Source organism: Methylobacterium terrae, assembly GCF_003173755.1.
Taxonomy (GTDB): domain Bacteria; phylum Pseudomonadota; class Alphaproteobacteria; order Rhizobiales; family Beijerinckiaceae; genus Methylobacterium; species Methylobacterium terrae.
This window is the reverse complement of sequence record NZ_CP029553.1, coordinates 2,866,613-2,891,067: the sequence shown is the minus strand read 5'-3', so window position 1 is coordinate 2,891,067 and position 24,455 is coordinate 2,866,613. Positions and strand designations below refer to the sequence as shown.

Annotated in this window: 29 protein-coding genes; 26 read left to right on the top strand and 3 right to left on the bottom strand. The window is 69.0% G+C overall.

From position 1 onward, the window contains the following. Positions 1-4: 4 nt before the first annotated feature. Together DK419_RS13175 and DK419_RS13170 are read right to left on the bottom strand one after the other, a co-directional pair. Positions 5-484: a hypothetical protein gene (locus DK419_RS13175; RefSeq protein ID WP_109959479.1), complete on the bottom strand. Its 480-nt coding sequence runs from the start codon at positions 482-484 to the stop codon at positions 5-7. Next, a complete protein-coding gene (locus DK419_RS13170; RefSeq protein ID WP_109959478.1) occupies positions 477-758 on the bottom strand; it encodes a hypothetical protein in 282 nt (93 codons plus the stop codon). Before DK419_RS13170 ends, DK419_RS13175 begins: the two co-directional genes overlap by 8 nt. A gap of 586 nt (positions 759-1,344) precedes the next feature. Between DK419_RS13170 and DK419_RS13165 the strand changes: the two genes are divergently transcribed. From DK419_RS13165 to DK419_RS13070, 20 genes are all read left to right on the top strand, one after another. Then, positions 1,345-1,803 (top strand): hypothetical protein, encoded by a 459-nt coding sequence (locus DK419_RS13165; RefSeq protein ID WP_162561209.1) that lies wholly within the window; start codon positions 1,345-1,347, stop codon positions 1,801-1,803. Next, positions 1,800-2,165, top strand: coding sequence for a hypothetical protein (locus tag DK419_RS13160; RefSeq protein ID WP_109959476.1), 366 nt, complete (start codon positions 1,800-1,802; stop codon positions 2,163-2,165). The genes DK419_RS13165 and DK419_RS13160 overlap by 4 nt, the downstream gene beginning before the upstream one ends. Then, positions 2,162-2,638 (top strand): hypothetical protein, encoded by a 477-nt coding sequence (locus DK419_RS13155; protein WP_109959475.1) that lies wholly within the window; start codon positions 2,162-2,164, stop codon positions 2,636-2,638. The genes DK419_RS13160 and DK419_RS13155 overlap by 4 nt, the downstream gene beginning before the upstream one ends. Then, positions 2,635-2,814, top strand: coding sequence for a hypothetical protein (locus DK419_RS13150; protein WP_109959474.1), 180 nt, complete (start codon positions 2,635-2,637; stop codon positions 2,812-2,814). Before DK419_RS13155 ends, DK419_RS13150 begins: the two co-directional genes overlap by 4 nt. A gap of 81 nt (positions 2,815-2,895) precedes the next feature. Further along, positions 2,896-3,453, top strand: a complete 558-nt coding sequence (locus DK419_RS13145) for a phage antirepressor N-terminal domain-containing protein (RefSeq protein WP_109959473.1) — start codon at positions 2,896-2,898, stop codon at positions 3,451-3,453. Between the two features lie 48 nt (positions 3,454-3,501). Then, positions 3,502-4,695, top strand: a complete 1,194-nt coding sequence (locus tag DK419_RS13140) for a tyrosine-type recombinase/integrase (RefSeq protein WP_109959472.1) — start codon at positions 3,502-3,504, stop codon at positions 4,693-4,695. Positions 4,696-4,813: 118 nt separating this feature from the next. Then, positions 4,814-5,602 (top strand): major capsid protein, encoded by a 789-nt coding sequence (locus DK419_RS13135; protein WP_162561208.1) that lies wholly within the window; start codon positions 4,814-4,816, stop codon positions 5,600-5,602. A gap of 79 nt (positions 5,603-5,681) precedes the next feature. Next, entirely contained in the window at positions 5,682-6,137 is a 456-nt protein-coding gene (locus tag DK419_RS13130; protein ID WP_109959470.1) for a hypothetical protein, read from the top strand. Positions 6,138-6,206: 69 nt separating this feature from the next. After that, positions 6,207-6,878, top strand: coding sequence for a hypothetical protein (locus DK419_RS13125; protein WP_109959469.1), 672 nt, complete (start codon positions 6,207-6,209; stop codon positions 6,876-6,878). Positions 6,879-6,912: 34 nt separating this feature from the next. Further along, positions 6,913-7,485, top strand: coding sequence for a DnaT-like ssDNA-binding protein (locus DK419_RS13120; protein WP_162561207.1), 573 nt, complete (start codon positions 6,913-6,915; stop codon positions 7,483-7,485). After that, positions 7,485-7,862: a hypothetical protein gene (locus DK419_RS13115; RefSeq protein WP_109959467.1), complete on the top strand. Its 378-nt coding sequence runs from the start codon at positions 7,485-7,487 to the stop codon at positions 7,860-7,862. Before DK419_RS13120 ends, DK419_RS13115 begins: the two co-directional genes overlap by 1 nt. Further along, positions 7,859-8,083: a hypothetical protein gene (locus tag DK419_RS13110; RefSeq protein ID WP_109959466.1), complete on the top strand. Its 225-nt coding sequence runs from the start codon at positions 7,859-7,861 to the stop codon at positions 8,081-8,083. The genes DK419_RS13115 and DK419_RS13110 overlap by 4 nt, the downstream gene beginning before the upstream one ends. 12 nt (positions 8,084-8,095) lie before the next feature. After that, complete coding sequence (locus tag DK419_RS13105) at positions 8,096-9,109, top strand: phage minor head protein (protein WP_109959465.1); 1,014 nt, start codon at positions 8,096-8,098, stop codon at positions 9,107-9,109. A 25-nt stretch (positions 9,110-9,134) separates the two neighbouring features. Beyond that, complete coding sequence (locus tag DK419_RS13100; protein WP_109959464.1) at positions 9,135-9,350, top strand: hypothetical protein; 216 nt, start codon at positions 9,135-9,137, stop codon at positions 9,348-9,350. Between the two features lie 6 nt (positions 9,351-9,356). Then, positions 9,357-9,806: an HK97 gp10 family phage protein gene (locus tag DK419_RS13095; protein WP_109959463.1), complete on the top strand. Its 450-nt coding sequence runs from the start codon at positions 9,357-9,359 to the stop codon at positions 9,804-9,806. Positions 9,807-9,832: 26 nt separating this feature from the next. Further along, positions 9,833-10,243 carry a DUF4128 domain-containing protein gene (locus tag DK419_RS13090; RefSeq protein WP_245442945.1) on the top strand — a complete coding sequence of 137 codons (411 nt, stop codon included), beginning with the start codon at positions 9,833-9,835 and terminating at the stop codon, positions 10,241-10,243. Between the two features lie 75 nt (positions 10,244-10,318). Then, positions 10,319-10,804, top strand: coding sequence for a hypothetical protein (locus DK419_RS13085; protein WP_109959461.1), 486 nt, complete (start codon positions 10,319-10,321; stop codon positions 10,802-10,804). A 29-nt stretch (positions 10,805-10,833) separates the two neighbouring features. Next, entirely contained in the window at positions 10,834-11,223 is a 390-nt protein-coding gene (locus tag DK419_RS13080) for a hypothetical protein (protein WP_109959460.1), read from the top strand. Positions 11,224-11,282: 59 nt separating this feature from the next. Beyond that, a complete protein-coding gene (locus tag DK419_RS13075; RefSeq protein ID WP_162561206.1) occupies positions 11,283-11,618 on the top strand; it encodes a phage tail assembly chaperone in 336 nt (111 codons plus the stop codon). A gap of 290 nt (positions 11,619-11,908) precedes the next feature. Then, on the top strand, positions 11,909-12,643 hold the full coding sequence (locus DK419_RS13070; RefSeq protein ID WP_109959458.1) for an antA/AntB antirepressor family protein: 735 nt from the start codon (positions 11,909-11,911) through the stop codon (positions 12,641-12,643). A gap of 48 nt (positions 12,644-12,691) precedes the next feature. On the opposite strand, the gene DK419_RS13065 is transcribed toward DK419_RS13070, so the two are convergent. Then, the gene (locus tag DK419_RS13065; RefSeq protein ID WP_162561205.1) at positions 12,692-13,162 is read right to left on the bottom strand and encodes a lysozyme inhibitor LprI family protein; all 471 of its coding nucleotides are present in this window, start codon (positions 13,160-13,162) and stop codon (positions 12,692-12,694) included. On the opposite strand from DK419_RS13065, the gene DK419_RS13060 reads away from it, so the two are divergent. The 6 genes from DK419_RS13060 to DK419_RS29195 are packed head-to-tail and all read left to right on the top strand — an operon-like array spanning position 13,161 to position 24,446. Then, positions 13,161-16,622 carry a phage tail length tape measure family protein gene (locus DK419_RS13060; protein ID WP_162561204.1) on the top strand — a complete coding sequence of 1,154 codons (3,462 nt, stop codon included), beginning with the start codon at positions 13,161-13,163 and terminating at the stop codon, positions 16,620-16,622. The genes DK419_RS13065 and DK419_RS13060 overlap by 2 nt on opposite strands. Next, on the top strand, positions 16,622-16,999 hold the full coding sequence (locus tag DK419_RS13055) for a hypothetical protein (RefSeq protein ID WP_109959456.1): 378 nt from the start codon (positions 16,622-16,624) through the stop codon (positions 16,997-16,999). The genes DK419_RS13060 and DK419_RS13055 overlap by 1 nt, the downstream gene beginning before the upstream one ends. A 4-nt stretch (positions 17,000-17,003) precedes the next feature. Continuing rightward, positions 17,004-17,555, top strand: a complete 552-nt coding sequence (locus tag DK419_RS13050) for a DUF1833 family protein (protein ID WP_109959455.1) — start codon at positions 17,004-17,006, stop codon at positions 17,553-17,555. Next, on the top strand, positions 17,552-17,956 hold the full coding sequence (locus tag DK419_RS13045) for a glycoside hydrolase (protein WP_109959454.1): 405 nt from the start codon (positions 17,552-17,554) through the stop codon (positions 17,954-17,956). Before DK419_RS13050 ends, DK419_RS13045 begins: the two co-directional genes overlap by 4 nt. Continuing rightward, a complete protein-coding gene (locus DK419_RS13040; RefSeq protein WP_109959453.1) occupies positions 17,953-18,207 on the top strand; it encodes a hypothetical protein in 255 nt (84 codons plus the stop codon). The genes DK419_RS13045 and DK419_RS13040 overlap by 4 nt, the downstream gene beginning before the upstream one ends. Then, positions 18,204-24,446, top strand: coding sequence for a host specificity factor TipJ family phage tail protein (locus tag DK419_RS29195; protein ID WP_208642314.1), 6,243 nt, complete (start codon positions 18,204-18,206; stop codon positions 24,444-24,446). Before DK419_RS13040 ends, DK419_RS29195 begins: the two co-directional genes overlap by 4 nt. The last annotated feature ends 9 nt before the right edge of the window (positions 24,447-24,455 follow it).

Below are 24,455 nucleotides of genomic sequence, written 5' to 3'. Positions count from 1 at the left end.
TCCGCTACTTGCCGCTCTCGCGCTGGATAATTTTGGCGATTGCCGGGCTGTCGACAATTCTCAGCAGTCGCTCAAGCCTGCTGGAGTTGGTCCACCAGAACACAATGAGGATCGCGCTAAGCATCGTTGCGGCCATGCCCAGCAAAATCCGCGTGCTGCTCACCATTCCGCTGAGCTTGCTGTAAGAATCTGCGTGTGACTCGACCTTGGGCTCGATACGGTTGACAGTGGCAGAGGTCAACGTGGATGACGAATGCATTTGGTCGAGCTTGTCGGAGAGCCTGTCCAAACGACGGTATAGCTCGTCGAACTTACGGTTTGTCTCAAGCGAGCGCTCGGCTTGGCGCCCCTGCTCCTGCTGAATTTCGCTGAGCGTTGTTGCGATGAAATTCTCAAGCGGGCGCTGCGCCGCGAACGCCTCAGGAGTGGAGGATGGGCGCGAGTTCTCAGGCGTTGTGGCGTCCCGCCTGTCACGGTCAGCCATGCTGATCCTCGAGTTTGATCTTCATCCACTCCCACAGGTCGCGATCGTGCCGACCCCAATAGTTCGCGATCAAGACAACGATAGCGAGCATATTGGGCGCATTTTCTTCGCCGATACCCAAGGACTTGGCGACCTGCATCACCGTCATGCCATGCGCAGAAACGATCCACTGACCGCGCTCAAGCCTATAGTTCTCGTTCGCATATTTCTCGTTCACCGCTTGTTCGATAAGCGGCGCCGATGAAATTGTAGCGGCGACAAGGAAGAGGCTCATACTGTCGAGGTCCGGACGGTTTCAGGCAAGGGGCATCCAATTCTTAGAACACGACTCGGCTACCCGTTATGGGTACACGAAGCCTGAACGTCGAGGCAATCGGGCTGTTCCGCGATGCCGCACGCAGCAGAAAACCCCGCCATCTTGCCGGATGCGGGGTTTCGTGCATTCTAGTTCGTGGAGCGTGACAACTCCCGAGACGGACCCTTGCCGGGGTTGGCGTCTCAGTCCAGAGCGGAAGCCCTTCACCTTGCCGGGTAAAGAGCCCCGTAAATGACGTGCCCACCTCCCGGTGAGCGCGACCGGCTCACTATGCCGGGAGTACCGCAGCACCGTCAAGCGAAAGCTGGGCGGCGATACAACAGCCTTCGGGTAAAGGCTGCGGTGCACGTTCTCTGGGCGTGTTGTCACCCTCCCGGCGCCAGTGTCGTTCGCTGGCACAATAGACGCAAGTTCCGTGACAAGAATGCGCGTCCCGGCCGTGACAAGCCGGTACTTCCAGAGAGTACCTACCATGGGTTTCCATACTTCGAAGCCGCGCCGCAATACTGCGGGTTGCGGGCCTGTGACTGCTGCTATCCGCACCATGCGCGCCGTTGAGGCCGCGGAGCCGGAGCACCCCGCCCTCGCCGCGCTGCGTGAGGGCCTGGAGCACTACTTCTCCGCCACCGGCATGGCCGTGGATTTGTCCGACGCGATGTGCGTCGAGCTGCACCGCATCCGCGAGATCCGCGAGGGCATCGCCAACCGCATCGAAGCGGACCTCGCCATCCTCGACGCGATCGACGGCACTGCGGACCTGGAGGACGGCGGTGACGACGAGCCGAGCCTTGGCGCCCTGCTGCCCCACCCGAACCTCATCGGGTTCGAGGGCTTCGGGGGTCGCCGTATGATGGACGGCGCCGACCAGCGCGGTTGGGCGGCCGGCAGCACCGACGACCGCGAGGCCGGTGACGACAACGGAATCGCCGATGCCATGGGCGACTTCGAGCAGCGGATGCGCTTTCTTGACCTGACGGGTCGGGACTTCGGGGGTGCGCGATGAGCGGTCCCGCGTCCCGTCGCGGCTTCCTGCGCGGCCTCACGGCCCTTCCCCTGATCGGGGGTGGGGTCACCCTCATCGGCAGCCCTACGGCTGCCGCGGTGCCGCTCACCGGCGGCATGATGGCGAGCTATGTCGCGTGGCTGCACATGGAGGCCCGCGCCGTCCGTTACAGCATGGGGTGGGAGAACGACCGCGGATCGTTCGTCCCCTGCATTAACCCGGGGTCCGACTTCCATGATTTCCGGGACTGGAAGCGCACTCAGGCCGAGGCGCAGTGGCGCGCACCGGTGATCCTGTCCACGGCCGGCGTGCCGCTGACGGACCCCGAGGCCGACAAGGCTTGGGGAGGGCTGATCGCATGACGCTGCCAGCAACCCTCACGGAACTGCGAGCCCTGCCGCTGTTCGACAGCCTGCCGGCCGGGTGCATCGCGCATCCGGTCGCTGACAACGAGGCCGCTCCGCACCTCCGGCTCGGCGAGTTCGCGGTGATCGACACGGTCGACCGCGATCCCATCCACGGCGAGCTGTTCGTGATCCGCTACCGCAGCCCGGTCTACGACTTGGGCTATCGGGATCGGATCGTTCAGACGAACCTTCGGGTCTACCGCTCCCCTGCCGGTGAGGACGTGCGATGGTGGGCCTGCCCGTACCAGCGCCCGCGGTCCCTCGACGAGCTGCATCAATGGCTCAACGAAGGCCGCATGGTGGGCCTGAGCGACGGCCCGTACTGCCCCGGAATGCTCGAGGAGAAGCTGGTAGGCCGCGTTGTGGGCCTACTCGCTTCGGCCGTCGAGGGTCCGCGGCTGGCGCTGCCGCGCCGGAGCCGGCGATGACCCTCGCCCGCATCCTCCGCGCCCGGCTGCTGGTGTGGCTCGCAGGGCGGGGCCTGACCCGCGCCCGGCGCCTCGACGCTGTGGCGGACGCCTACCGCGACCTCGCTGACGCCCGGCTCGCCCTGGCGCGGTCCATTGTGGCGGCTGAGCGCGCCGCCCTCGGCCTCAAGGCCTGATAGCCCGGCCCGGCCGCGGGGTGTGCTCAGATCCGAGCATACCCCGGCTCGGCCGGGCCTCCTCATATCTGAGGAGACCCCATGATGGGACAGATCATCACCGTCACATTCCGCGGCGCCGAGCTCTACGGATTTCGGCGCGACGATGCCGTGTTCGTCGCACTCAAGCCGATCGTCCAGGCGATGGGCCTCGACTGGTCCGCACAGTTCCGCCGGCTGAAGCGCGACCCGATCCTGTCGGAAGGGATTGCCGTCATGGCAACACCCTTCGGACCGGGCGGGACACAGGAGGCGACGTGCCTCCGCCTCGACCTGCTCCACGGCTGGTTCTTCACGATCGACACCAGCCGCATCCCCGACGACGCCACGCGCGAGAGCGTTCAGGCCTACCAGCGCGAGGCCTACGACGTGCTCCATAGCGCCTTCACTGGCGGCGCCCGGCCCGTCCCGCTCGCCTCCCCGGCGGAGGCTCGGGAGCCCGTCCCGCAGGCCCTCGCCGTCGCCATGGTCACCGAGGCGCGTCGCACCTTCGGCACCCGAGCGTCCGGGCGCCTGTGGCGGCATCTCGGCCTGCCGTGGGTCGACGGCATGGGCGAGCCGCCCGCGCAGGGTGTCCTGCCGCTCGGCGGCGCGCGCTGATTTCCCGCCCGGCTACGGCCGGGCCTCTCACGACAGGAGGCAGACGAGATGGCGAGCGTCACGAAGCGACCGGGCTACGGCTACCAAGTCCGGTGGAAGGTCGGAGACAAGTATCGCAGCAAGGCTTTTGACAAGAAAAAGGATGCCGACAACTTCGCGAGGCAAGTCGAGAACGAATTAGCGGAGGGAACCCACGTTGAGAAGAAAGACGCTCGGACCGTTAAAGAGATTGCCGAGCTATTCATCCGCTACCAGGAAGACCGGTTGAAGGATGGCCGCATCGGCCGCGCCCGTTTCATCGCCCTAAAATCCGCGTGCGACCTATACATCATCCCGCACTTTGGGCCCCGGCCAATAGCTGAGATCAAGGCGCACGAAATCGTTGATTTCTACAGCTCAATGATGCGTGGGGGCAGGCTTTCCCCTTTCACCGCGAAGTTGCGAGTGAAGGATTTCGGCACGCTGTACGATTTCGGCCGCCGCCGTGGCGCAGTAAAGGTGTCGATCTACCAGGATGCGATGACCGAGCTGCGCGGGATCATGCACACCCCGATCCGCACGTTCACCCTGGAGGAGATGCGTAGGCTACTAGACACAGCTGCCAACCCCCGCAAGGGCGGCCAGCGCCGGCCCAACCTGATGACGCGGATCTGGGTCTGCCTCGCCGCCTACTGCGGCCTCCGGCTCGGGGAGATCAACGGCTTGACGCTGCCGTGCGTCGATTTCGACAAGAGCATGATCCGGGTGCAGCACAGCCTGACGAACTTCGATGAACTCAAGTCGCCGAAGACGGAGAGCGGCAAGCGGGACGTGCCAGTCCCGGGCTTCATCCTCGACCTGCTCCGCGAGTGGATTGCTCAATACTACATCGAGAACCCGCGCAAGCTGGTCTTCCGGGGGCGCGAAGGGAATCATATCAGCCGGACCGCGTTCTACACCGGGAACTGGCACTGCCTGCTGAAGCGCGCGGGCCTGTTCCAGGCCAAGGACCGCCACCGCTTCCACGCCTGCCGGCACTTCGCGGCCAGCTGGATGATCGAGAACGGCCTGTCGCTGCCGGACGTGGCCGGCATCCTGGGCCACCGGAAGTTCGACCTCACCTTGCAGACCTACGCGCACCCGGTGATGGCCGCGAACCACCGAAGCGTCGCGATCGAGCGCATGGCCGCCCGGCTGACGGTCCCGCTACTCCCGCCGCCCGCCAAATGCGCGCCAGTTGCGCAAGACCCCGCAAGTGACTGAAAAATAAGGGTATCAGCACACCAAGTGGAACGGCGAGGAGACGCTGGCCCTCGAGAACGGCGGCTTCGGTGTCGACCCGATCCTCGCCCAGCAGTTCCAGCAGGGGTTCCGCACGATCGTGAACGCGGTCGAGCAGGACCTGGCGGTGATCGCCGCCGCCAACGCCTCCCGCGCCGCCGGCACCCCGGGCGTCGCTCCCTTCGGCACCGCCGGCGACCTGTCGGACTTCGCGATCCCCGCGCAGATCCTCGACGAGAACGGCGCCCCGGCGCTCCCGCGCACCATGGTCGTCAACGGCGGCGCCATGGCGAACCTGCGCGGCCGGCAGTCCGTCCTCTACAAGGTCAACGAGGCGGGCACCGACGAGACCCTGCGCCGCGGTAAGGTCGGCGAGGTGACCGGGTTCGGCATCGGCTACTCGCCGCCGATCAAGCCCGTGGTGAAGGGCACCGGCACCGGCTACGTGCTGTCGGCCGCCGCCACCGCCGGCACCAAGACCCTGACGCTCGGCACCGGCACCGGCACCGTGAAGGCGGGCGACGTCATCACGCTCGCCGGCGACGCCAACCGCTACGTCGTGGCGACCGGCACCGCCGGCCCGGGCACCATCACGCTCCAGTCCCCCGGCCTGCGCCTCGACCACGGCTCGGGCGACTCGGTGACGATCGCCAACTCGTTCACCCCGAACGTCGCATTCACCCAGGACGCGCTGCTGCTCGCCACCCGGGCGCCGGCCCTGCCGAAGGGCGGCGACATGGGCGAGCACCAGACCGTGGTGGACCCGTTCTCCGGCATCGCCTTCGATGTCGCCCGCTACGTCGGGTACCGCCAGGTCCGCTACGAGATCGGCCTGGTGTGGGGCACGGCCGCGCCGAACCCCGAGCACATCGCCCTCCTGATGGGCTGACCCGGGCAGGCCGGCGCCTGCCGGCTGCCTCCGTCCCGGGCGGTACCCGGGCCCCTCACATCCAGATCAGGAGGCCAGCATGGCCGAAACCACCACCGACGCCGAGAAGGCCGCCGCGGAGGCGAACGCCGCCCAGGTCAAGGCCGACGAGAAGGCCGCCAAGGCGGCGCAGGCCGAGAAGTCGCGCGAGCAGCTGGCGGCCGAGCGAGCCGCGCAGGAGGCCGACGACGCCCGCGCCCGCGCCGCGGAGGCCGCCGAGACCGAGGGCAAAACCGAGACCGGCTCGGCCACCGTCGCCACCGCCGGCGTGCTCGCCCCGCTGCCGGGCGACACCGACGCGGCCAGCCCGCGGGCGCTGAAGCTCGGCAACGACCCGGCCAACCCGAACCCGCTGCCGGACCTGCCCGAGGTGCCCGACGCCTCGCGCGTCCACCTCACCCGCACGACCCCGGACGTGCCCGGCGGCCCGGTGGAGATCTTCGTCCACCCCAACATGGTGGGCGACTACCTCCGCGCCGGCTGGGGCCGCGGCTGACGCCCGGATCCTGAACCGCCCCCTCTCTGTATCCAGAGAGGGGGTCACCCCTGCCAGCCCGAGGCCCTCATGCTGCCGATCGAGACCGTCCGCGTCCGCAACCCGAACGCGCCCGACACCTTCATGACCATCAACCGGTCCGACCTGCAGCCGCATCACGAGCCGTGGGCCGTCCAGCGCGACCAGGATCCGGCCTTCCTGGCAGCGACCGCCGCGGCGCGCATGGACCCGGCCGAACGGGACCTGATGGCCCGCCTGTTCGAGATGGTCATCGCCCGCCGGCACGGGTTCGAGGTCTCCGACTGGCGGGCCCAGCCGCTCGAGGACCGCATGGCTCTGCTGCGCGCGGCCGAGGTCGAGATCGCCAACATGCCGGAGCCGCCCGCCGACGATGATGGCGTGGCCGGGGAGACCGACGAGGACGTGTTCGTGGCCCGCTACGATGCGCCGGGCGGCCCGATCGACGCAACCCGCGGTCCCTCGGGCGCCTTCACCCTGCGCCGCGACGGTTCCGTGCTCCAGACCGGCCTGATGAGCCTCGACGAGGCGCAGGCCGCCGCGGAGGAGATCGCCGCCTCCGAGAAGCCCGTGGACGAGCCCGGCACCGACCTGACCGTGGCGAAGGGCCCGGGCGGGCGGTGGTTCGTGTTGCGCGGCGAGGAGCGCGTCAGCAAGGGATTCGCCACCGAGGGCGAAGCGATGACCGAGTTGGCGGCGCGGATCCAGGGGGGTGCCCGGTGACCATCTGCGCGATCGTGAGGGGGCGCAGATGGGGATGATTATCGAAGACGGCACCGGCCTGCACGACGCGGCGAGCTACATCGCCCTCGCCGACGCCGACGCCTACCACCTCGCCAGCCGCAACGATGCCTGGCTCGCGCCCGACATCGAGGTGGACTTCCGCGAAGCCGCCCTCGTGCGCGCTACCCGCTTCATTGACGCCCGGTACCGTGCCCGCTTCCCCGGATACCGCCGCCGCGGCCGCGGCCAAGCGCTTGAATGGCCCCGGGTCGGCGCCTACACCTACGTGCCGGAGGATGGGCGCACGGCCTACACGGGCACCGCCTACGGGTGGGACCGTGGGTACGAGGCGATCCCCGAGACCGAGATCCCGCGCGAACTGAAGGACGCCGTGTGCGAGGCCGCGCTGCGGGAGCTCGCCGAGCCCGGCTCCCTCGCCCCCGACCTCGAGCGGGGCGGCGGCATCCAGTCGATCACCGCCGGCTCGGTGTCGGTCACCTACGGCGCCGGTGCGACGGCTGGGACGACCTTCCAGGCGGTCGGGATGGCGATCGCGCCGCTGCTGATCCCGGCAACGGCGGGTGTTGGGCGGGCGGTGAGGGACTGATGGCGCACCTCCTCCTCGGCGGACTGGCGAAGACCATCTCGAAGGCCCTCGGCCCGGTGTTCCTGCCGGCCACTCTGGCCCGGGCCGGCGAGACCACGGGTGACGCCTGGAACCCGACACCGGGGGCGCCGATCGACTTCCGCTGCCGCGCGCTGCGCGACGAGTGGGGCACCTACCACCGCAGCAACGGCCTCGTGGCGGCGGCGGACTGGAAGATCTTGGTGCTCGCCGAGACCCTGAAGACCGAACCGCGCGAGGGCGACCTGATCCAGCTGCCGAACACCCCGCAGCTGATCGTCTACGGGAACGGCGAGGGTCAGCCCGGGTATCAGGCCGACCCGGCGACGGCGTGCTGGATCCTGAGGTGCCACCTGTGAGCGCCCCGGAGAATATCGACGTCGACCTCTATGCGACGAAGCAGGAGGCCGTTCAGGCCGCGATCGACGCATGCGAGGACGGCGACAACATCGTGGTCTGCCGCGGGAACTGGTCGACTTGTGCGAGTGGTCGGATGGAGGCCTGCGAGTTCTGCGCGCGGGTCAGGTGGGCGCCGGGGCTGACCGCAGATGAAGTTCTGCAACGCGCCGCCGCAAGCTGACCGAGAAGCCGAGTGACCGTCCCTCCAAGCCTCGAGCAGCTGATCAGCGCCTGGGAGCCGCGGATAGCTCGCGCCTTCCTGGCAGCCATCGCCACCATCCGTGACGAGGCACAGATCGCTATCATCGCCCGCATGGTGGGCGCCGGGGACGTTGCCGGCGCGCTCCGCGCGGTCGGCGTTGACCAGACCGCGTTTCGCCCACTCGACATCGCCGTGGCGCAGGCCTTCGAGACGGCCGGCAACACCGCGGCGGCCGAGATCCCAGCCCGTCGCGAGGCCGGCGGCCACCGGCTGGAGATCAGGTTCAACGCTTGCAACCCGGCTGCCGAGAGCTGGCTGCGGAATCACTCCTCCGGGCTGGTGCGCGAGATCGTCGAGGATCAGCGCACCGCCATCCGCGCGCACCTCGAGGCGGGGATGCAGCGCGGCGCCAACCCGACCGACGTGGCGCTCGACCTCGTCGGCCGGATCAATCCCTCGACCGGCAAGCGCTCGGGCGGCGTCATCGGTCTCACCTCGATGCATGAGGCCTGGGCCCGGAACTACGCCGACGAGCTCGCCCGGCTCGACCCCGCGGCCCTGAACCGGAAGCTGCGGGACAAGCGGTACGACGCGGCGCTGAACAAGGCGATCGAGAGCGGCAAGGCCCTGGCGCCCGAGCGGGTCGCGAAGATGATCGAGGCCTACCGCAATCGGGCGCTCAAGGCCCGGGCGGACGGCATCGGGCGCACCGAGGCCATGGCGTCGATGCACCAGGCCCAGATCGAGGCCTCGGCCCAGGCGATCGCTGCCGGGCAGGTCGACGAGGCTGCCCTGGAGAAGATCTGGCACAGCGCCAAGGACGCGCGCGTGCGGGACACCCACCGGGCCATGGACGGGCAGCGGGTGCCGTTCCGCGCCGAGTTCGTCAGCCCGAGCGGCGCCCGCCTGCGCTTTCCCGGCGATCCGGAAGCGCCGGCCGCCGAGATCATCCAGTGCCGGTGCTGGATGCAGATCCGGTTCAACGCGTTCCGGGGGGTTCGGTAGCCCCATCACACAAGAGGAGCACCACATGGACGATCCGAAGCCCGATGCCGCCACGGCCCCCGCAATCACGGTCATGCAGCCCGGTGCGACGAAACCCGCGCCCGCACCGGCCGCCAGCCCCTCGGCCTTCCCGGACATCGCAATGACGAAGAAGGCCGAGGGCAGTGATGGCTCCGTCCGCATCTTCGTCCGCGGCGATCAGGTGGACGCCTTCCGGGGCGAGGGCTGGGCCCGCGAGTAGCGCCGCATGGCCGACTTTCTGAGCCAGGTCACAGATTGGGTTCGGGAGACCGAGGGCCGGATCAAGGCGGCCTTTCAGGAGTCGGCCCAACGCGTCATCGAGGACATGCAGCGGCGTGTCCCGGTGGATACCGGGTTCCTGCGCGCATCGCTGCAGGTCTCGAACACGGTACCGGTCCCTGCCGATCGCAGCGCGAACGAGGGCACCGCCTACACCTACAACCCGAATGCCGCCGCCCTGGTGATTGCGGGCGCCAAGATCGGCAGCACCCTCTACGCCTCGTACACCGCGGTCTACGCCGCCCGCGTGAACTACGGCTTCGTCGGCACCGACGCCCTCGGCCGTACCTACAACCAGCAGGGCCGGCACTTCATCGAACTCGCACTGCAGCGCTGGCCTCAGATCGTGGATGAGGTCTGCCGCGACCTGCAATCCCACGTCACCGGGTCGCGCTGACCATGGCCGTTGTCGGTACCGAGGGTGTGATCCTCGACACGCTGATGCGCTACCTCGCGGGCCGCGCGTTCGACCCCGAGATGAAGGTGGCCCAGCCCGGCGTCGCCTTCTCGCCGAGGCTCAACACGCCCTACCTGCGGGCCGCCTTCCTGCCGAACGGCTCCCGGGCCGACGGACTGGCCTTCGATAGCGACCGCACGCACATCGGCCTGCTGGTGGTCACCGTGGTCTGGCCCGCCGGGCAGGGATTCGTCCGGCCCTATCAGGTCGCCGCCCAGGTTCGCCTCGCTTTCGACGCCGGCACACGCATCGCCGGCGACGGTCTCACCGTCGCGATTGACGAGGAGCCGCAGACGGGCGCGGTCCTCGACGACGCGCCCTGGATCGGCGTCCCCGTGACAATCCGCTGGCGCGTCGGCACCTCCGCCGGCGCCTGACGCCGCCCCGATCGGGCCCCGGCCCGCCACCCGCCGCCGCCCGCGGCCTCCCACCTCCAGCAGGAGCACACCGCCATGCCCGGCTTCACCCCCGCCAACGGCACCAAGGTCTTTATCGGCCCCGCGATCGACATCGACACCATTACCGGCGCCACGTCCCTGACCAGCCTCACTGGCTGGGTCGAGATCAAGGGCGCGAAGGATCTCGGCGCGATCGGCGACGAGGCGTCGGCCGTCACTTCCAACCAGCTCGGCGTGAACCGGACCTTGAAGGGCAAGGGCACCAGCGACGCCGGCACCCCGGCCTTCGTATTCGATTACAAGGAAGGCGACCCGGGCCAGGAAGCCGCCCGCAGCGCGGCCGATCCGGGCAACAACTTCGACTATTCCTTCTACATCGAAAAGCCGGTGAAGAAGACGCCGGGCGGTACCACCGCCAAGTTGTACTTCGCCGGGCAGGTCATGTCCGCGCGCGAGGGCGGCCTGTCGGCGAACAATCCCATCACCCTGACGGTCAACGTCGGCATCAACACCACCGTCTACCGCGTGGCCGCGACCTGATCAGGCACCGGCCGAGGAGAACTCCCCACATGCTCGACCTTGCCGATTACGACCTCGACGCCGAGGCCAGCCGCGGCGCCGAGATGACGATCCACGACCCCAAGACGGGCAAGCCGACCGACGCCAAGGTGGGCGTGATCGGCCAGGACTCGGCGCAGTACCGCGCCAGCCTGCGGCGCATCCGGGACGCGGTCGCCGCGGCCCCGGAGCGCGAGCCGGCCGACGAAGATGCGCAGGCGATCCTCGCCCGGGCGCGCAGCGCCGCCGCAGCGATCACCCACTGGAGCGGCATCGGCTTCGGGGGAGCCGCGCTCGAGTTCAGCACCGAGGCGGCGGTCGATCTCGGCGTGCGCCGCCCGTGGTTCGCCGACCAGGTGCTCGCCTTCACCGCTGTCCGGGGAAACTTCGGGCGCGGCTGACCGATCGGCTGTGCGCCGAGGTCCGGCGCATCAGCCTCGGGCAGACCGCGCAGGCCCCGGTGCATCGATCCCTGGAGCGGGTGCCGCCCGGCGGCGCCTACCTCTGGGAGACGTTCTGGGAGATCGAGGAAACGCGGCAGTCGGCGTGGGTGCTGCTGCCGTTCACCTACCGGGAGATCGACGCCTACTGCCGGCTCATGGATGCTGTGCTGCGTCCCTGGGAGGTGCGGATCATTCTGGCGATGGACCGTGCCCGGCGGGGCGTGCTGACGCCGCCGTCGGAGGATGACGACGGGCCGAAGATCACCCGCCGTGTCTCGATGGGCGACTACGACGCGATCGACCGGATGCTCGGGACGTTCGCTGAGGTGGTCGATGTGGAGGTGGAGGGGTAGCGCCGGCGGCGTGGACGGGGATCTGAAGCGCCTGACACGCAGCCCGATCTCCTAAGCAATTTTAACGATTTGCCGGTAGATACCGCTGGCGTGCAGCAAAAATGCCACGCCTTTTCCTCTTCAGGCGCCACGTCGGGACTCGCAAGACCTCGTGGTGATACCCTTCGGCTCTCAGTTCCTCCGCAAGGAGGGTGGCGGCGGGGCGCAGCCCTGGAAAAGCAAGCCCCGCCGCCCGTTCGCCGCCTCGGTTACCAGCCAGGGCAACTTCCCGATCGATGGAGTGAACATCGATGAGCGACAGCACGAATACCCCGTTCCCTGCAGTGCGAGAAGGCTTGATCGGCGCCGGCCTCGTCCAGACCGCCGATGCGCGCGATCTGCACGCGTGCCTGGGCGTCGGGCGGGACTTCACCACCTGGATCAAGAAGCGCATCGCGCAGTACGGGTTCGTCGAGAACGTCGACTACGTGATCGTCGAGGCCGCTCCCCCGAACGGGGGAGCGGGAAACCGCGGCGCACGGACCGAGTACCATCTGACCCTCGACACGGCGAAGGAGCTCGCCATGGTCGAGAACAACGAGCGCGGCCGCGCCACCCGGCGCTACTTCATCGAGGTCGAGAAGCGGGCCCACGAGGCCGCGGCGATCGACATGAACGCACTCGGCGGAATGGTGAAGCGCATTGTCGCGCGGCAGATCTCTGAGGTCGTGCCAGCCCTCGTTCGCGAGCAGGTCGCGACCGGCCACAACGCGGTCATCCAGGGTGTCAGCGCCGGGCAGGTGATCGAGATGGCCGGCGTCACGGCGCGCAAGGGGCTGCGCGGCCTGCCCCGGTGGGTGTCGAGCCGGCTGTACCGTTTCCACGCCACCAAGGGCGTCGTCGTCCGGCTCGCCAGCCTCGGCAGCCGGCAGGCCTACGTGTTCGACCCGATGGTCAGCCGTGAGTGGCTGATGGAGGGTGGCAAGGCCGAGATCGAGCAGAAGGTCGCCGAGCGGCGCGGCCAGGGGGTGCTGCGGCTCGTCTGACAGCACCGCCCAGCAGGGCGCCTCAGCCCTGCTGGGCGGTAGATTTAATTAGTTCTGCAGCTCGTTCAAACGGGCCACATAATGCCTGATTGCGCAATGAGCATAATCTATATCACCGCCATTGCCGCCGCTTAATTCAGTTAGCTTGGCCTGCCCTCCGCATTGGGCAGAAGTGTAAGCCTTCCATGCCGTCTGAGATTTTGTATATATAGATTTTTTTTCCGCGCTTTGTTGCCTGGGACTCTTGTCGCCAATCGTCGTGTCTCCCTTGGCGGGATTGGCGTCTTTCAGCTTTTTCTTGAATGCATAGTCTACGTCTCGTTCCAGCGCTGTAATTTGATCCTGCAGGCAACCGCTCTCTTCGACGTGAGATAAACTTTGATTCGAACATCGCGCCAAGTATTCTTTTGTTGTTTTTTGGTATGATCTGAGCGTTGGATCGTCGGTTGGTAGTCCCTCTGCGCAAATTGCGGGCATGGTGCCCGCTAGGATTAATATAAAAAACAGAGCGCTCCGCATGACCACAGACCTCGCCACTCTTGGAATCGCGATCGACTCGCGGCCCGCGGTAGACGCTGCGACGGCTCTCGGCAACTTCCGGGAGGCTGCGGGTGGGGCGCAGACGGCCGCGGGCGCGCTGCAAGCGACCATGGGTCGTGCCGGCGGATCGTTGGCGCAGGCGACGGCGGGAGCGCGTGAAGCGACCAGCGCGCACCGCGACCTTGCTGCGCAGATCGGGGTCACGGCGACCAACCTCGGGAACTATGTCACCCGCCAGGGCGACGCCACGCGCGCCGTCAACGACACCACCTCAGCGCTCGCGCGGCAGGCGGCCGGCTGGCGTGCGCTCGGCGAGGCCGGGCGCTCCGCGGTCCAGATGTACGACCGGAACGCCGAGGCCGCCCGGCGGCTCGGCGGCCTGTCGAGCACCGGCGCCGTGCCGCAGGTGGCGCCGCAGGGCGCCGCCGCGACCGGCGGGCGCCTCAACGCCAATGGCCTCCAGAACCTCTTCTACCAGGGCACCGACGTCATCGCGTCGGCGGCCAGCGGCATGTCCCCGCTCACCATCGCACTCCAGCAGGGCGGCCAGATCGCGCCGACCTTCATGGGGCCGAACGGTGCGAGCATTGGCGGCATCGCCTCGCAGGCGGGCGAAGCACTGATCGGCCTCGCAGTCCGCATCGGGGTTGCCGGTGGGGCGCTCGGGTTGCTCACCGTCGCGGTCGGCACCGCCGCGGCCGCGGCGGTGTCCTATCGCTCGGCCCAGGACGCCCTGAAGCTCCAGCTGGCCGGCACGGGCCGCGCCTCTGGCGCGACGGTCGCCGGCATCAACGCGGACGCAGCCCTGAACGCCGGGGCCGCCGGCCTGTCGCAACGCGAGTACAGGGAGGCCTCCGGCGCCTTCGCAGCGACGGGCCGGATCGGCCAGGAGATGTACGCGGGCCTCATCCGAAGCGCCAAGGACTTCGCGTACACCACCGGGCAGGACGTGCCCGGCGCGATCAAGGATCTCGCGAGCGCGTTCGCCGACCCGGCGAAGGGCGCGCAGTCGCTGAACGAGCGGCTCGGCTTCCTGAACGACACGACGCTGGAGACCATCCAGCGGCTCCAGGCGCAGGGCGACCGGCTCGGCGCCCAGCGTGCGTTGATGGACAGCTACAACACCAGCCTGCTCAAGGCGCGGGACGCCACGTCCGCGTGGGGGCAGACCACGACCGCCGTCGGCAACTTCGTCTCCGACATCTGGGACCGGGTCGGGGCCGCGGTGAACCGCAGCTTCACCGGCGGCAACTCGCTCGAGGAGCAGCTGGCGACCGCCCGCGACCTGCTGTCCGGCGCGCAGTCGTCCCAGGGCGGCATCGTTGACCGGATGTTCGGCAACTCGTCGGCCGAGGTGCAGCGGCTTCAAGATGTGGTTGCGGCCATCCAGCAGATGATCGCGGCTCGGGACAAGGCCAATCAGCAGACGGCGGCCAACCAGAACAGCCGGGTCATCGGCGACCTCGTGCGCTCGTTCAACCCGGGCCAGCAAGAGTTGAAGAAGACCCAGGACGCCGCCGAGCAGCTGCGCAAGGCGATCAGCGATCCGTTAAAGTGGGGCCTCGACCAGGGCCAACTCGTCGCCACCGAGCAGACCTTCGAGCGAATCAGCCGGCTTGCGCGGACCATGGCCGACGACATCGCCCGCTTCGGCGATGCGACCGTGGCGGCGAGCGTCCGGCAGGCGCAATTCAATAATCGGACCGCTGGGTACTCGCCTGTTGCGCGCGAGGTCGCCCAGGGCCGGCAGCGTTACGATGACGAGCTGCGCTCGCGGGGCATTGACCCGAACGGCCCGTCCTCGGGTCAGATCCGCACGGACTATGACGGGCGTATCGGCAACGCGGATTCCCGCGACATCGCTGGGCTCACCGCGGCGCGCGACGAGGCTCTGCGCAACGCGGCCACCCGGGAAGGGCTCGCCGAGGCCCTTCGGCTCAACACCGACACGATCCAGCAGGAGACGACCCAGCGCGGCGCTCAAGGCTCGGGCCGCTACGTGAAGTCGCTCGCCAACGTTCCCGAGCAGTACCGGGACATGGTGTTCCGCGCCGCCACTCAGTATGGGCAGGACCCGGACCTGATGGCGTCGATGCTCTGGAAGGAGAGCCGGTTCAACCCGAACGCCAGGTCGGGGGCCGGCGCCCAGGGTATCGCCCAGTTTATGCCGGCTACTGCCGATCGCTTCGGCGTCGACGTTCGCGATCCGCAGTCCAGCATCACGGGGATGGCGAAGTATCTCCAGGCGCTCGACAAGGAGTTCAATGGCAACGTCACGAACATGCTCGCCGGCTACAACATGGGTGAGGGCAATACCCGAAGCTGGTTGCGGCGTGGCGGCGACGTCTCCCGCCTCAACCCAGAGACCAAGGATTACGTCAACACGATCTTGACCAAGGCGCCGAACACGGATGAGCAGATCAAGGCCGACCGCGAGCGCACGGCAGCCCTCGACACGCAGAAGCGGGCGGTCCAGGACAATACCGAACTGCTGGGCCGGGACGCGGTTGCTCTCGAGGCCCGCCGCGTCGCCGACGAGCAGCTACAGCGCGCGACCCTCCAGGGCATCCCGATCACCGACGACTATCGGGCGGCGATCCAGAAGAACGCCCGGGAGACCGCGGAGGCCAATCGGGCGCTCGCGAATTCCCGCTTCGGCGCCGACCTGCGGTTCGAGCGCGAGCAGCTGGGACGCAACGACAGCGACCAGGCGCTCTACAGCCGAGTCCGGGGTGCCTACGGGGACGTATCGAGCCCGGCGGCGCAGGCAGCTCTCGCGACGGCTGACCTCAACGACAACCTGAAGCAGACCAAGGATCTGACCAAGGACGCCTTCGGCGGGTTCGCCTCCGACCTGCTGCGCGGCGCCTCGGCGGCCAACGCGCTTCAGAACCAGCTGGCGCGGGTCATCGACCGGCTGACGAACAAGGCGATCGACAGCCTCGTGAGCGGCCTGTTCGACAGCAAGAGCGGCGTCGGCGGCGGGATCGGCAGCCTCTTCTCAGGCGCGGCCAAGGCGTTTGGGTTCGACGGCGGCGGCTACACCGGACCGGGCGGACGCTACCAGCCCGCCGGCATCGTCCACCGCGGCGAGGTGGTGTGGTCGCAGGACGACGTCGCCCGCGCTGGCGGCCCGTCCGTTGTGGACGCCATGCGGCTCGGCCGGCGCGGCTACGCCGACGGCGGCTACGTAGGACCTGGCGCCTACCCGATGCCGGCCCGGCCCGCCGTCAACTCGAATGGCCCGGCGATGCCGACCATCAACTTCGTCACGCCCCCGGGCATGGCGCTCGAGGCGGACGGCCCGCCGCAGCGCCGCGCCGACGGCTCCTATGACCAGGCGCTGCGGGCTGTCGAGAGCGGGCTTGCGAACCGGGCTCGGAACGGCCGCGGACCGCTCCAGCAGGCCGCCGGCGGCGCGTGGGCAAGGACAGGCTGATGGCGCTCCCGACTTGGCCCACGTCCCTCCCGAAGCTGCGGGGGCTGTCGCAGAACGGGGGATCCCGCGAGCTCTACGCGCCCCCGCAGGAGACGCAATTCGACGACGGGCCGTCCCGGGCCCGCCGTCGCTCCCTCTTCAACGAAACGCCGCTGCAGATGGCGCTCCCGATGACCGGCGCGCAGTTCGTGGCGTTCAAGGACTTCTACCTGACCGCCCTCAACCGCGGCGCCCGGCGCTTCTCGGCGCCGGTGCTGCTGCCCGACTTCGCGACGATGGACACCCGGGTCTGCCGCATCACCGGCGCGGTCGCGTGGTCGGCCTACACCCCCACCAAGCCGCTCGTCTCCTTCACCCTGACCGTCCAGGACTGGTGACTCCGTGACCGTGACCGCAGCCCTGCGCGAGGCCTACGCCTCGGGCGACACCGAAGGCATCATCATCACCACCGTCGAGGTCGACCACGCCTCGCTCGATGCCGCGATCCTGCTGGCCCAGAACATCGACAGCGAGTTGGGCGAGCCGGGCGACACGATCCTGCTGCCGCTGGTCGAGGGCGGGCCGAAGGTGCCCCACCTGCTCTGCGCCTTCGCGCTGATCCCGCCCGGCGCCGACCAGGACGGCCCGACCGATGGGCGGCTCCAGATCGACAACGTCTCGGACCTGCTGCACGACCTGATGCAGGGCGTGATCGGCTACAACGAGCCCATCAAGATCACCTTCCGCCAGTACCGCGTCCTGCCCGGGCGGCTCGCCGCAGTGACCGGCCCCGACGACGACACCCTGTCGGGCATGGAGATGGTCGCCTTCGACATCACGGCGGACCGGGCGGAGGGCGCGATCGCGTGGCCGGACGGGCGGCAGCAGAACGTCCCGACCGGGCCGCACGCCTTCTTCAACAGGGACGAGTACCCGGGGCTGTTCACGACGTGAGCGAGCGCGCCGCCTTCCTTCGGAGCCTCCGCGGCCGGGCCTACGACCGCGACGCCTTCAACTGCTGGCACCTCGCCAGCCTCGTCCAGGCGACGCTGTTCGGCCGCCTGCTGCCGGTCGCGGATCCGGGGCTAGTGGCGGATACGCGCGAGCGAGCGCGGGTGCTGGCAGGCCATCCCGCCCGGGCCGCTTGGCAGCCGGTCGCCGCGCCGGTCGACGGCGCCCTCGTCCTGATGGGCAAGGTGGCCGGCGCCGAGACTCATGCCGGCACGTGGCTCGCCGAGGACGGCGGGCTGATCCTGCACACCGACGAGCCGCACGGCGTGGCTCTCGATCCGCCGCTCGAACTGGCGCAGGCGCAGCGGTGGCGGCTCACCTACCTGATCCCGATGGCATCATGACCAATCCCATCCTCTTCCGCCCTCAGCGCGGCGGCCTTGCCGAGGCCATGGCCGAGGTCCGCACCATCGCGGATCGCGCCGACCTCGTCGCACATCTTGCCGCGACACTCGGTAGGTGCGGCGTCGAGGTCACCGACAGTATGGTGAAGGTCGAGCCCTACCACGGCTTCGACGAGCGCATCGGCTGGGACACCTACATCGTGACCGTCGATGGCTGGGGTCCGGCCGGCTTCACGAACGGCCCTCTATGACCCTCGTCGTCACCGCCAACGTCGTCGGCAAGATCGCTGGCGAGCCCGTCCGGCTGCCGAATCGGCGCCGTCGGCTCTCCACGATCGTCGCCCGGCATCGCCCGGCGGCGGGCCGGCAGTTCATCGTGTCGGTCCACCGGCGCGGGGCCGAGGCGTTCAAGCCGACCGACCGCAGCGTGCGCCTGCGCGCGGCCTGGAAGAGCACCCTCGTCGGTCCCGATGACGTCGTGCTGATCACGGTGGTGCCGCTCGGCAAGAGCTTCCTGTCGATCGGTCTCGCCATCGCGTCGATCGCGCTCATCGCCATCGCGCCGTATGCCGCGCCGGCCATCGCCGGTGCCCTGGCGATCACGAGCACCGCGGCCACCGTAGCGATCCAGGCCGGCATCGTGGTCGGCGGCATCGCCCTCGGCTACGCCGCCCAGGCGGCGAAGGGGGCCGGCAAGAACGCGAAGCAGGCCGAGCTCTACAGCCTCTCGGGCGGCGGCAACGTCCCGAAGCCGGGCAGCCGGCGGCCGTTGCTCTACGGCCGATGCTGGTCCGCGCCGCCGCTCAGCCAGGGGGACTACTTCACCTACGACGGCGACACGATGGTGCTCGTCAAGCGGATGACGCCGGGCATCGGGAAATTCCAGGTCCACCGCATCCGGGTCGGCGACGCGCTGCTCTGGGACGAGGCTACCGGCATCCAGGCGCCGTTCAGCAGCACCGCCGGCGGCGCGCTCGGGACCGCGATCGAGATCATCTACGAGCAGATGTCGCAGATCGCCTCGGGCGACGTCATCACCTCGAACAGCGTCTCGGGCCAGGAGATGCCCCGGCCGGGTGGCAATCCCGCCCGTACACCGTGGTTCCGACTGACCCCGCAGGGAGTGACGGCCGATGCGGCGTTGCTGTCCTGGACCTACCCGGCGATCTACCGGGTGTCGTCGCAGGGCCGCCAGGTCGGCACGGTCGCGGGCGTCGTGTTCTTCGCCCGGAAGATCAATCCGACCACGGGCCAGGTGCTCGGCCCCGAGTTCGAGATCCAGCGCAGCACGGAGCTGTCCGACACCTTCTCGCCGACCCCGCTGCGGAGGAGCGCCTATTTCCGCCTGCCCGAGGCGAACAGCACCTACGAGATCTCGGCGCAGAACGCGTACCCGGACCCGGTCGGCTTCGAGCAGCAGAACAGGGCGACGTGGGACGGCATGTCGGCCTACAAGGACGACTACCGCATCCGCCCCGAGACCACCGAAATCGTGCTGCGGATCCGGGCCGGGAAGGGCCTGACCGTCACGGCCTACTCGGACGTCATGGTGGACGCGACCCGCATCGTGCCGGTGTGGGACGGCAACACCTGGACCGAGAAGGCGAGCCGCAAGGCGGTCTGGGCCTACTGTGACCTCGTCCGGTCCACCTACGGCCTCGCCCAGCCCGACAGGGTCGATGCCGCCAAGGCGCTCTATTACGCCAATTTGCTGTCGGCGCAGGACACCTACGACGGCCCGCTGCCGGAGGTATCCTCGTTCTGGGAGGCGGCCGGTCAGCTGCTGCTGCCGCTGCGCGCCGACCCGGTGAAGGTGGGCGCGGTGCACTCCTTCGTGCGCGACGAGAGCCGGGCCGAGCCGCGCCACGTCCTCACCCGCCGGCAGATCGTGCGGGACTCGTCGGGTGCCACCTACAAGACCAAGGTGGAAGGCGGGGACGTGGTCGTGGAGTTCGACCGCGACGGCGACCCGAAGCGCCCGGACGAGGTGCGCTACTCCTACGGCGCGCCGACCCGGACCCCGAAGCGCTACAAGGTCGCCGGCATCACGGACGGTCTGCACGCGCTGAAGCACGCGACGTGGCTCGCGGCCGTCGCGGTGTTCCGCGGTGCCGAGCGCAAGATCCAGACGGAGTGGGACGGGCGCTTGGTCTACCCGGGCGACCACATCCTGAGCGACCTGTGGTTCCTGCGCGGGAAGCAGGCCTACGGCGTGGCCTCGGCCGCGGGCCGCGTGCTCACCCTCGACGTTACCGCCAACGTGCCGGGCGCCTACGGCTACGGGTCGATCCGCACGCGCCAGGGCCGGGAATGGGGCATCCTGCGCATGCGCGGCGTCGGCGCGCGCGGGCTCGAGCTTCATCCCGACGACGTCGCGGCGCTCTCGGCGCAGACGGGCTTGAGCCTCGCCGACGTGCTCGCCCGCGACACCCAGGACCCGACGACGGTGGTGCTCGGCGACCTGGTCGAGCTCCAGGAGACCTACGTCGCGCGCTCGGCGATCCCGAGTGACCCGGACCACGTCCAGATCGAGATGGTGAAGGACGACGCCCGGGTCTGGCAGCTGCTCGACGAGCAGACGATCGCACCGCAGCCGGTCCTCGCCGATCCGCTGGCCGAGCCCCTGATGCCTCAGATCTCGGTCCTGCACGCCCGCTGCCAGCGGGTGGAGACCGGCATCGAGGTCGTGTGGGGCGTCTCGGTCACCTACGGCGCCCGCGCCTACGAGGTCGAGATCAGCTACGACGGCGGCGCGACCTGGGAGGTGCTATCGGCGCTCGGCCCCGCCTCAAGCGGCCGCGCCCAGATGCGGCAGACCGATCGGCCGGCGACGGTGCGCGCCCGGGCCTACGGGCGGACCGGGCTGCACGGCGACTGGGTCGTCACGACGTTCACGACGGTGGCGCCGATCGTCCAGGGTGCGTTGGTCGACATCACCACCCTGCCGCCGATCACCTACGCCAATCTGGACACGGTGATCCAGGGCCGCATCGACAGCCTCGACGGCATCAAGGCGCGCGCGGAAGAGGCCTACACCGGGGCGCTCGGGGCGCTCGGCCGGGCGACCGACGCCCGCACCGCGGCCGACGGCGCGCAGGCGAACGCCCTTACCGCCATCTCGCGGGCGGCCAGCGCCCAGACCGATGCCACTAAGGCCCTGGCGGATGCCCAGACCGCGTATCAGGCCGCGGTCGATCGCTCGGCCGCCGCGCTGGCGAGTGCCCTGGTACGTCTCGACAGCTTCCGGCGCGCCCTCGCCGCCGATCCGCTGGTGCGCCAGGGCTACGTCGACCCGATCGTCACCGACGTGCGCGCGGATCTCGATATCCTGATGCGCAACGCCACCCGCAACATGCAGGACATCGCGGGCTTGCGGGATGCCCTGACGACCGCGGGGCTGGAGGTCATTCCGGCCGAGGGGCGGGTGCGCTTCTACGCCATCGAGGCGCTGCAGACCTCGGTCGGGGAGACGATCAGCAATTTCAGCATCACGGTCGACGCCCTGTCGAAGAAGATCGACCTGTACGGCAGTGTTCAGGGCAACGATTTGCAGGGCCTGATCAGTTCTATCGCCTCGGTCCAGCTCACGCTGGACGCGCAGCAGAAGACAATCAGCTCTCTTGCCACCTCGGCCCAGTTCACCTCTCTCGGCGCCCGGCTCGCAACCGCCGAGCAGACGCTGAGCGCCCAGGACGCCGCGATCACCGCCCGGGCGACGCAGACGAGCGTGGATGTCCAGGGCGTGCGGATCTCGGCCGCCGAGCAGCGGATCTCGGCATCCGAGGGCCGGATCAGCCAGCAGATCCTCGCGACGCAGTCCTCGAGCATCGATGCCGACATGCTGCCGCGGACCCTGGCCGGGTTCCAGGATTTCATGCAGCGGCAGCAGGGCGCGCTGGCGCAGAGCCTGGCGCTCGCCTCCGAGGCCATGTCGGCCAACGTGGATGCGGCGGGCCGCGCGACGGCCGAGGTGCGGACAGAGCTTCTGGTCTACCAGGGCGACGCCGCGGCGCAGTTCCTGTCGATCACCCGGGCCGTCGCCGACACGAATGCCGCCCTGGTGACGACGTCCACGTCTCTCACCGCCCAGATCCGCGATGTCGACGCCGCGCTGACCGACGAGCGCAGCGTGCGGGCCGCAGCCGATGCCGCGACCACGTCGCAGATCGTCTCGGCGTTCTCTCGCATCGGCGCCACGGAAGCCGGGCTCACGACGGAGCAGCAGACCCGAGCGTCGGCGGACGCCGCGAGCACGCTGCGCATCGATACCGCCGTCTCGCGCCTCGGGAGCGCGGAAGGCCGGATTGGCTCGACCGAGGCGGCGATCGTCGACGAGCGGCGCACGCGCGCTGACGCGGATGGCGCCCTCTCCTCTCGGGTCGACCTCGTTTACTCCCTCACGAAGGGCAACGAGGCGGCGATCACGACCGAGGCCACCACCCGGGCGACCGCCGATGCTGCCCAGACGACCCGCATCGATGGAGCGATCTCACGCATCGCTGGCGCCGAGGCGAGTATCACGACGGAGCAGCAGACCCGCGCAGCCGCCGATGCTGCCTCCACCCTCCGCATCGATGGAGCCCTCTCGCGCCTTGGCAGTGCCGAGTCGAGCATCGCGACCGAGCAGCAGACCCGGGCCGCGGCCGACGCCGCGACCACGCTGCGGGTCGACGGGGCTGTGTCGAGGATCGCGGCCACGGAGGGCCGGATCGGCTCGGCCGAAGCGGCCCTCCTGACCGAGCAGAAGACTCGGGCGGATGCCGATGCCGCCACGACATCGAGGGTGGACGGCGCGATCTCGCGCATCACCGCGACCGAGGGCCGGATCGGGACCGCGGAAGCGAGCCTTGCCACTGAAGCCAGGACCCGCGCGGACGCTGACGTGGCCTCCACGTCGCGCATCGACACGGCCGTCTCCAGGATCACGGCAGCCGAGGGCCGGATCGGGGTCACCGAAGCCGGCATCACGTCGGAGGCAAAGACCCGGGCTGATGCCGACGGAGCGCTGTCGTCGCGGATCGACCTCGTCTTCAGTCTCGGCAAAGGCACCGAGGCCAGCCTCGTCACCGAGGCTCAGACCCGGGCGGACGCTGACGCAGCCCAGACCAGCCGCATCGACGGAGCCGTGTCCCGGATCGCGGCGACAGAGGGGCGCATTGGATCCGCCGAAGCGAGCCTCACGGCGGAGCAGAAAACCCGAGCCGACGCGGATGCCGCCCAGACGTCCAGCATCACCGCGGCCGTCTCGCGCATCGGCGCGGCCGAGGGCCGCATCGGCGCTACCGAGGGCAGCATTGTCACGGAGGCCAAAACTCGTGCTGATGCCGATGCAGCTCAGACCTCCAGCATCACCGCCGCGCTGTCGCGCATCGGGAGCGCCGAGGCCGCGATCGTGGCGGAGGCCAAGACGAGGTCGGACGCCGACGCCGCCACTACCTCTCGCGTCGATGCGGCGGTCTCCCGACTCGGCGGCGCTGAGGCCGGCATCGCCAGCGAAGCGCAGACCCGCGCCGATGCGGATGGCGCCCTCTCCTCTCGGGTCGACCTCGTTTTCAGCCTCGGCAAGGGCAACGAGGCCAACATCGCCAGCGAGGCCACGACCCGGGCGACCGCGGATGGGGCACTGTCCTCGCGCATCGATCTCGTCAACGCCCGAGCGGGCAACATCGAGGGGTCGGTAGCCAGCGAGGCGCAGGCCCGGGCGGGCGCAGACGGCGCGCTCTCCTCCCGCATCGACCAGGTGAGCGCGCGCGCCGAGAACGCGATCGCCGGCGTGGCGAGCGAGGCTCAGGCCCGGGCCACCGCGGACGGCACCTTCGCGAGCCAGATCACCGACCTCTATGGCAGATCCGCGGATGGCAGCGCCCTCGGGCGCTTCGCCATGCAGGTGCAGTCCGCGCCGTCTGGCGTGTCTGTGCGCTTAGCCGCTACGGCATCGACGGAGAGTTACGGGCAGAGGCGTAATGCGGGTTGGTATCTAGATTTGCTCCCGGACGGCAATTCCCGGTTTATCGTCGACGCTAATTTCTTTGCAATCACCGCGAACGGCGGCGTGAGCTACCCGCTACAGTTCGACGGAAGCACGCTGACAATCCCTAATCTGCGGGTCACGTCAAATGTATTCCTGCCTGGCGCGGTGAGCACCGGCAAATACAGGTACGATCCGAATAGCCCCAGGACGGACATCCAGATCACGACGCGCCAGAATTCCAAAGTTCTGGTGCTCGCCCGCTTCGACGGCGCTCCCGGCGCTGGTCGGACACCAGGCACCTCGGGAGTGCTCACCATCGCGCGAGACGGCACCCCCTTTGATCAGACGTTTGTCGATTTCTACGCTGCTGGCAACAATCAAAATCTGTCCCATTTCCCTCTGTCGGGAATATCGTTCTGGGTCGACGAAAACGTTGGGGCCGGAACGCACACTTACTCATGTTACGTGGATAATGGCTTGCCGGGCGTTCGTCTCGTTGTTCTCGAACTTGCTGCCTAAAAACTAGCG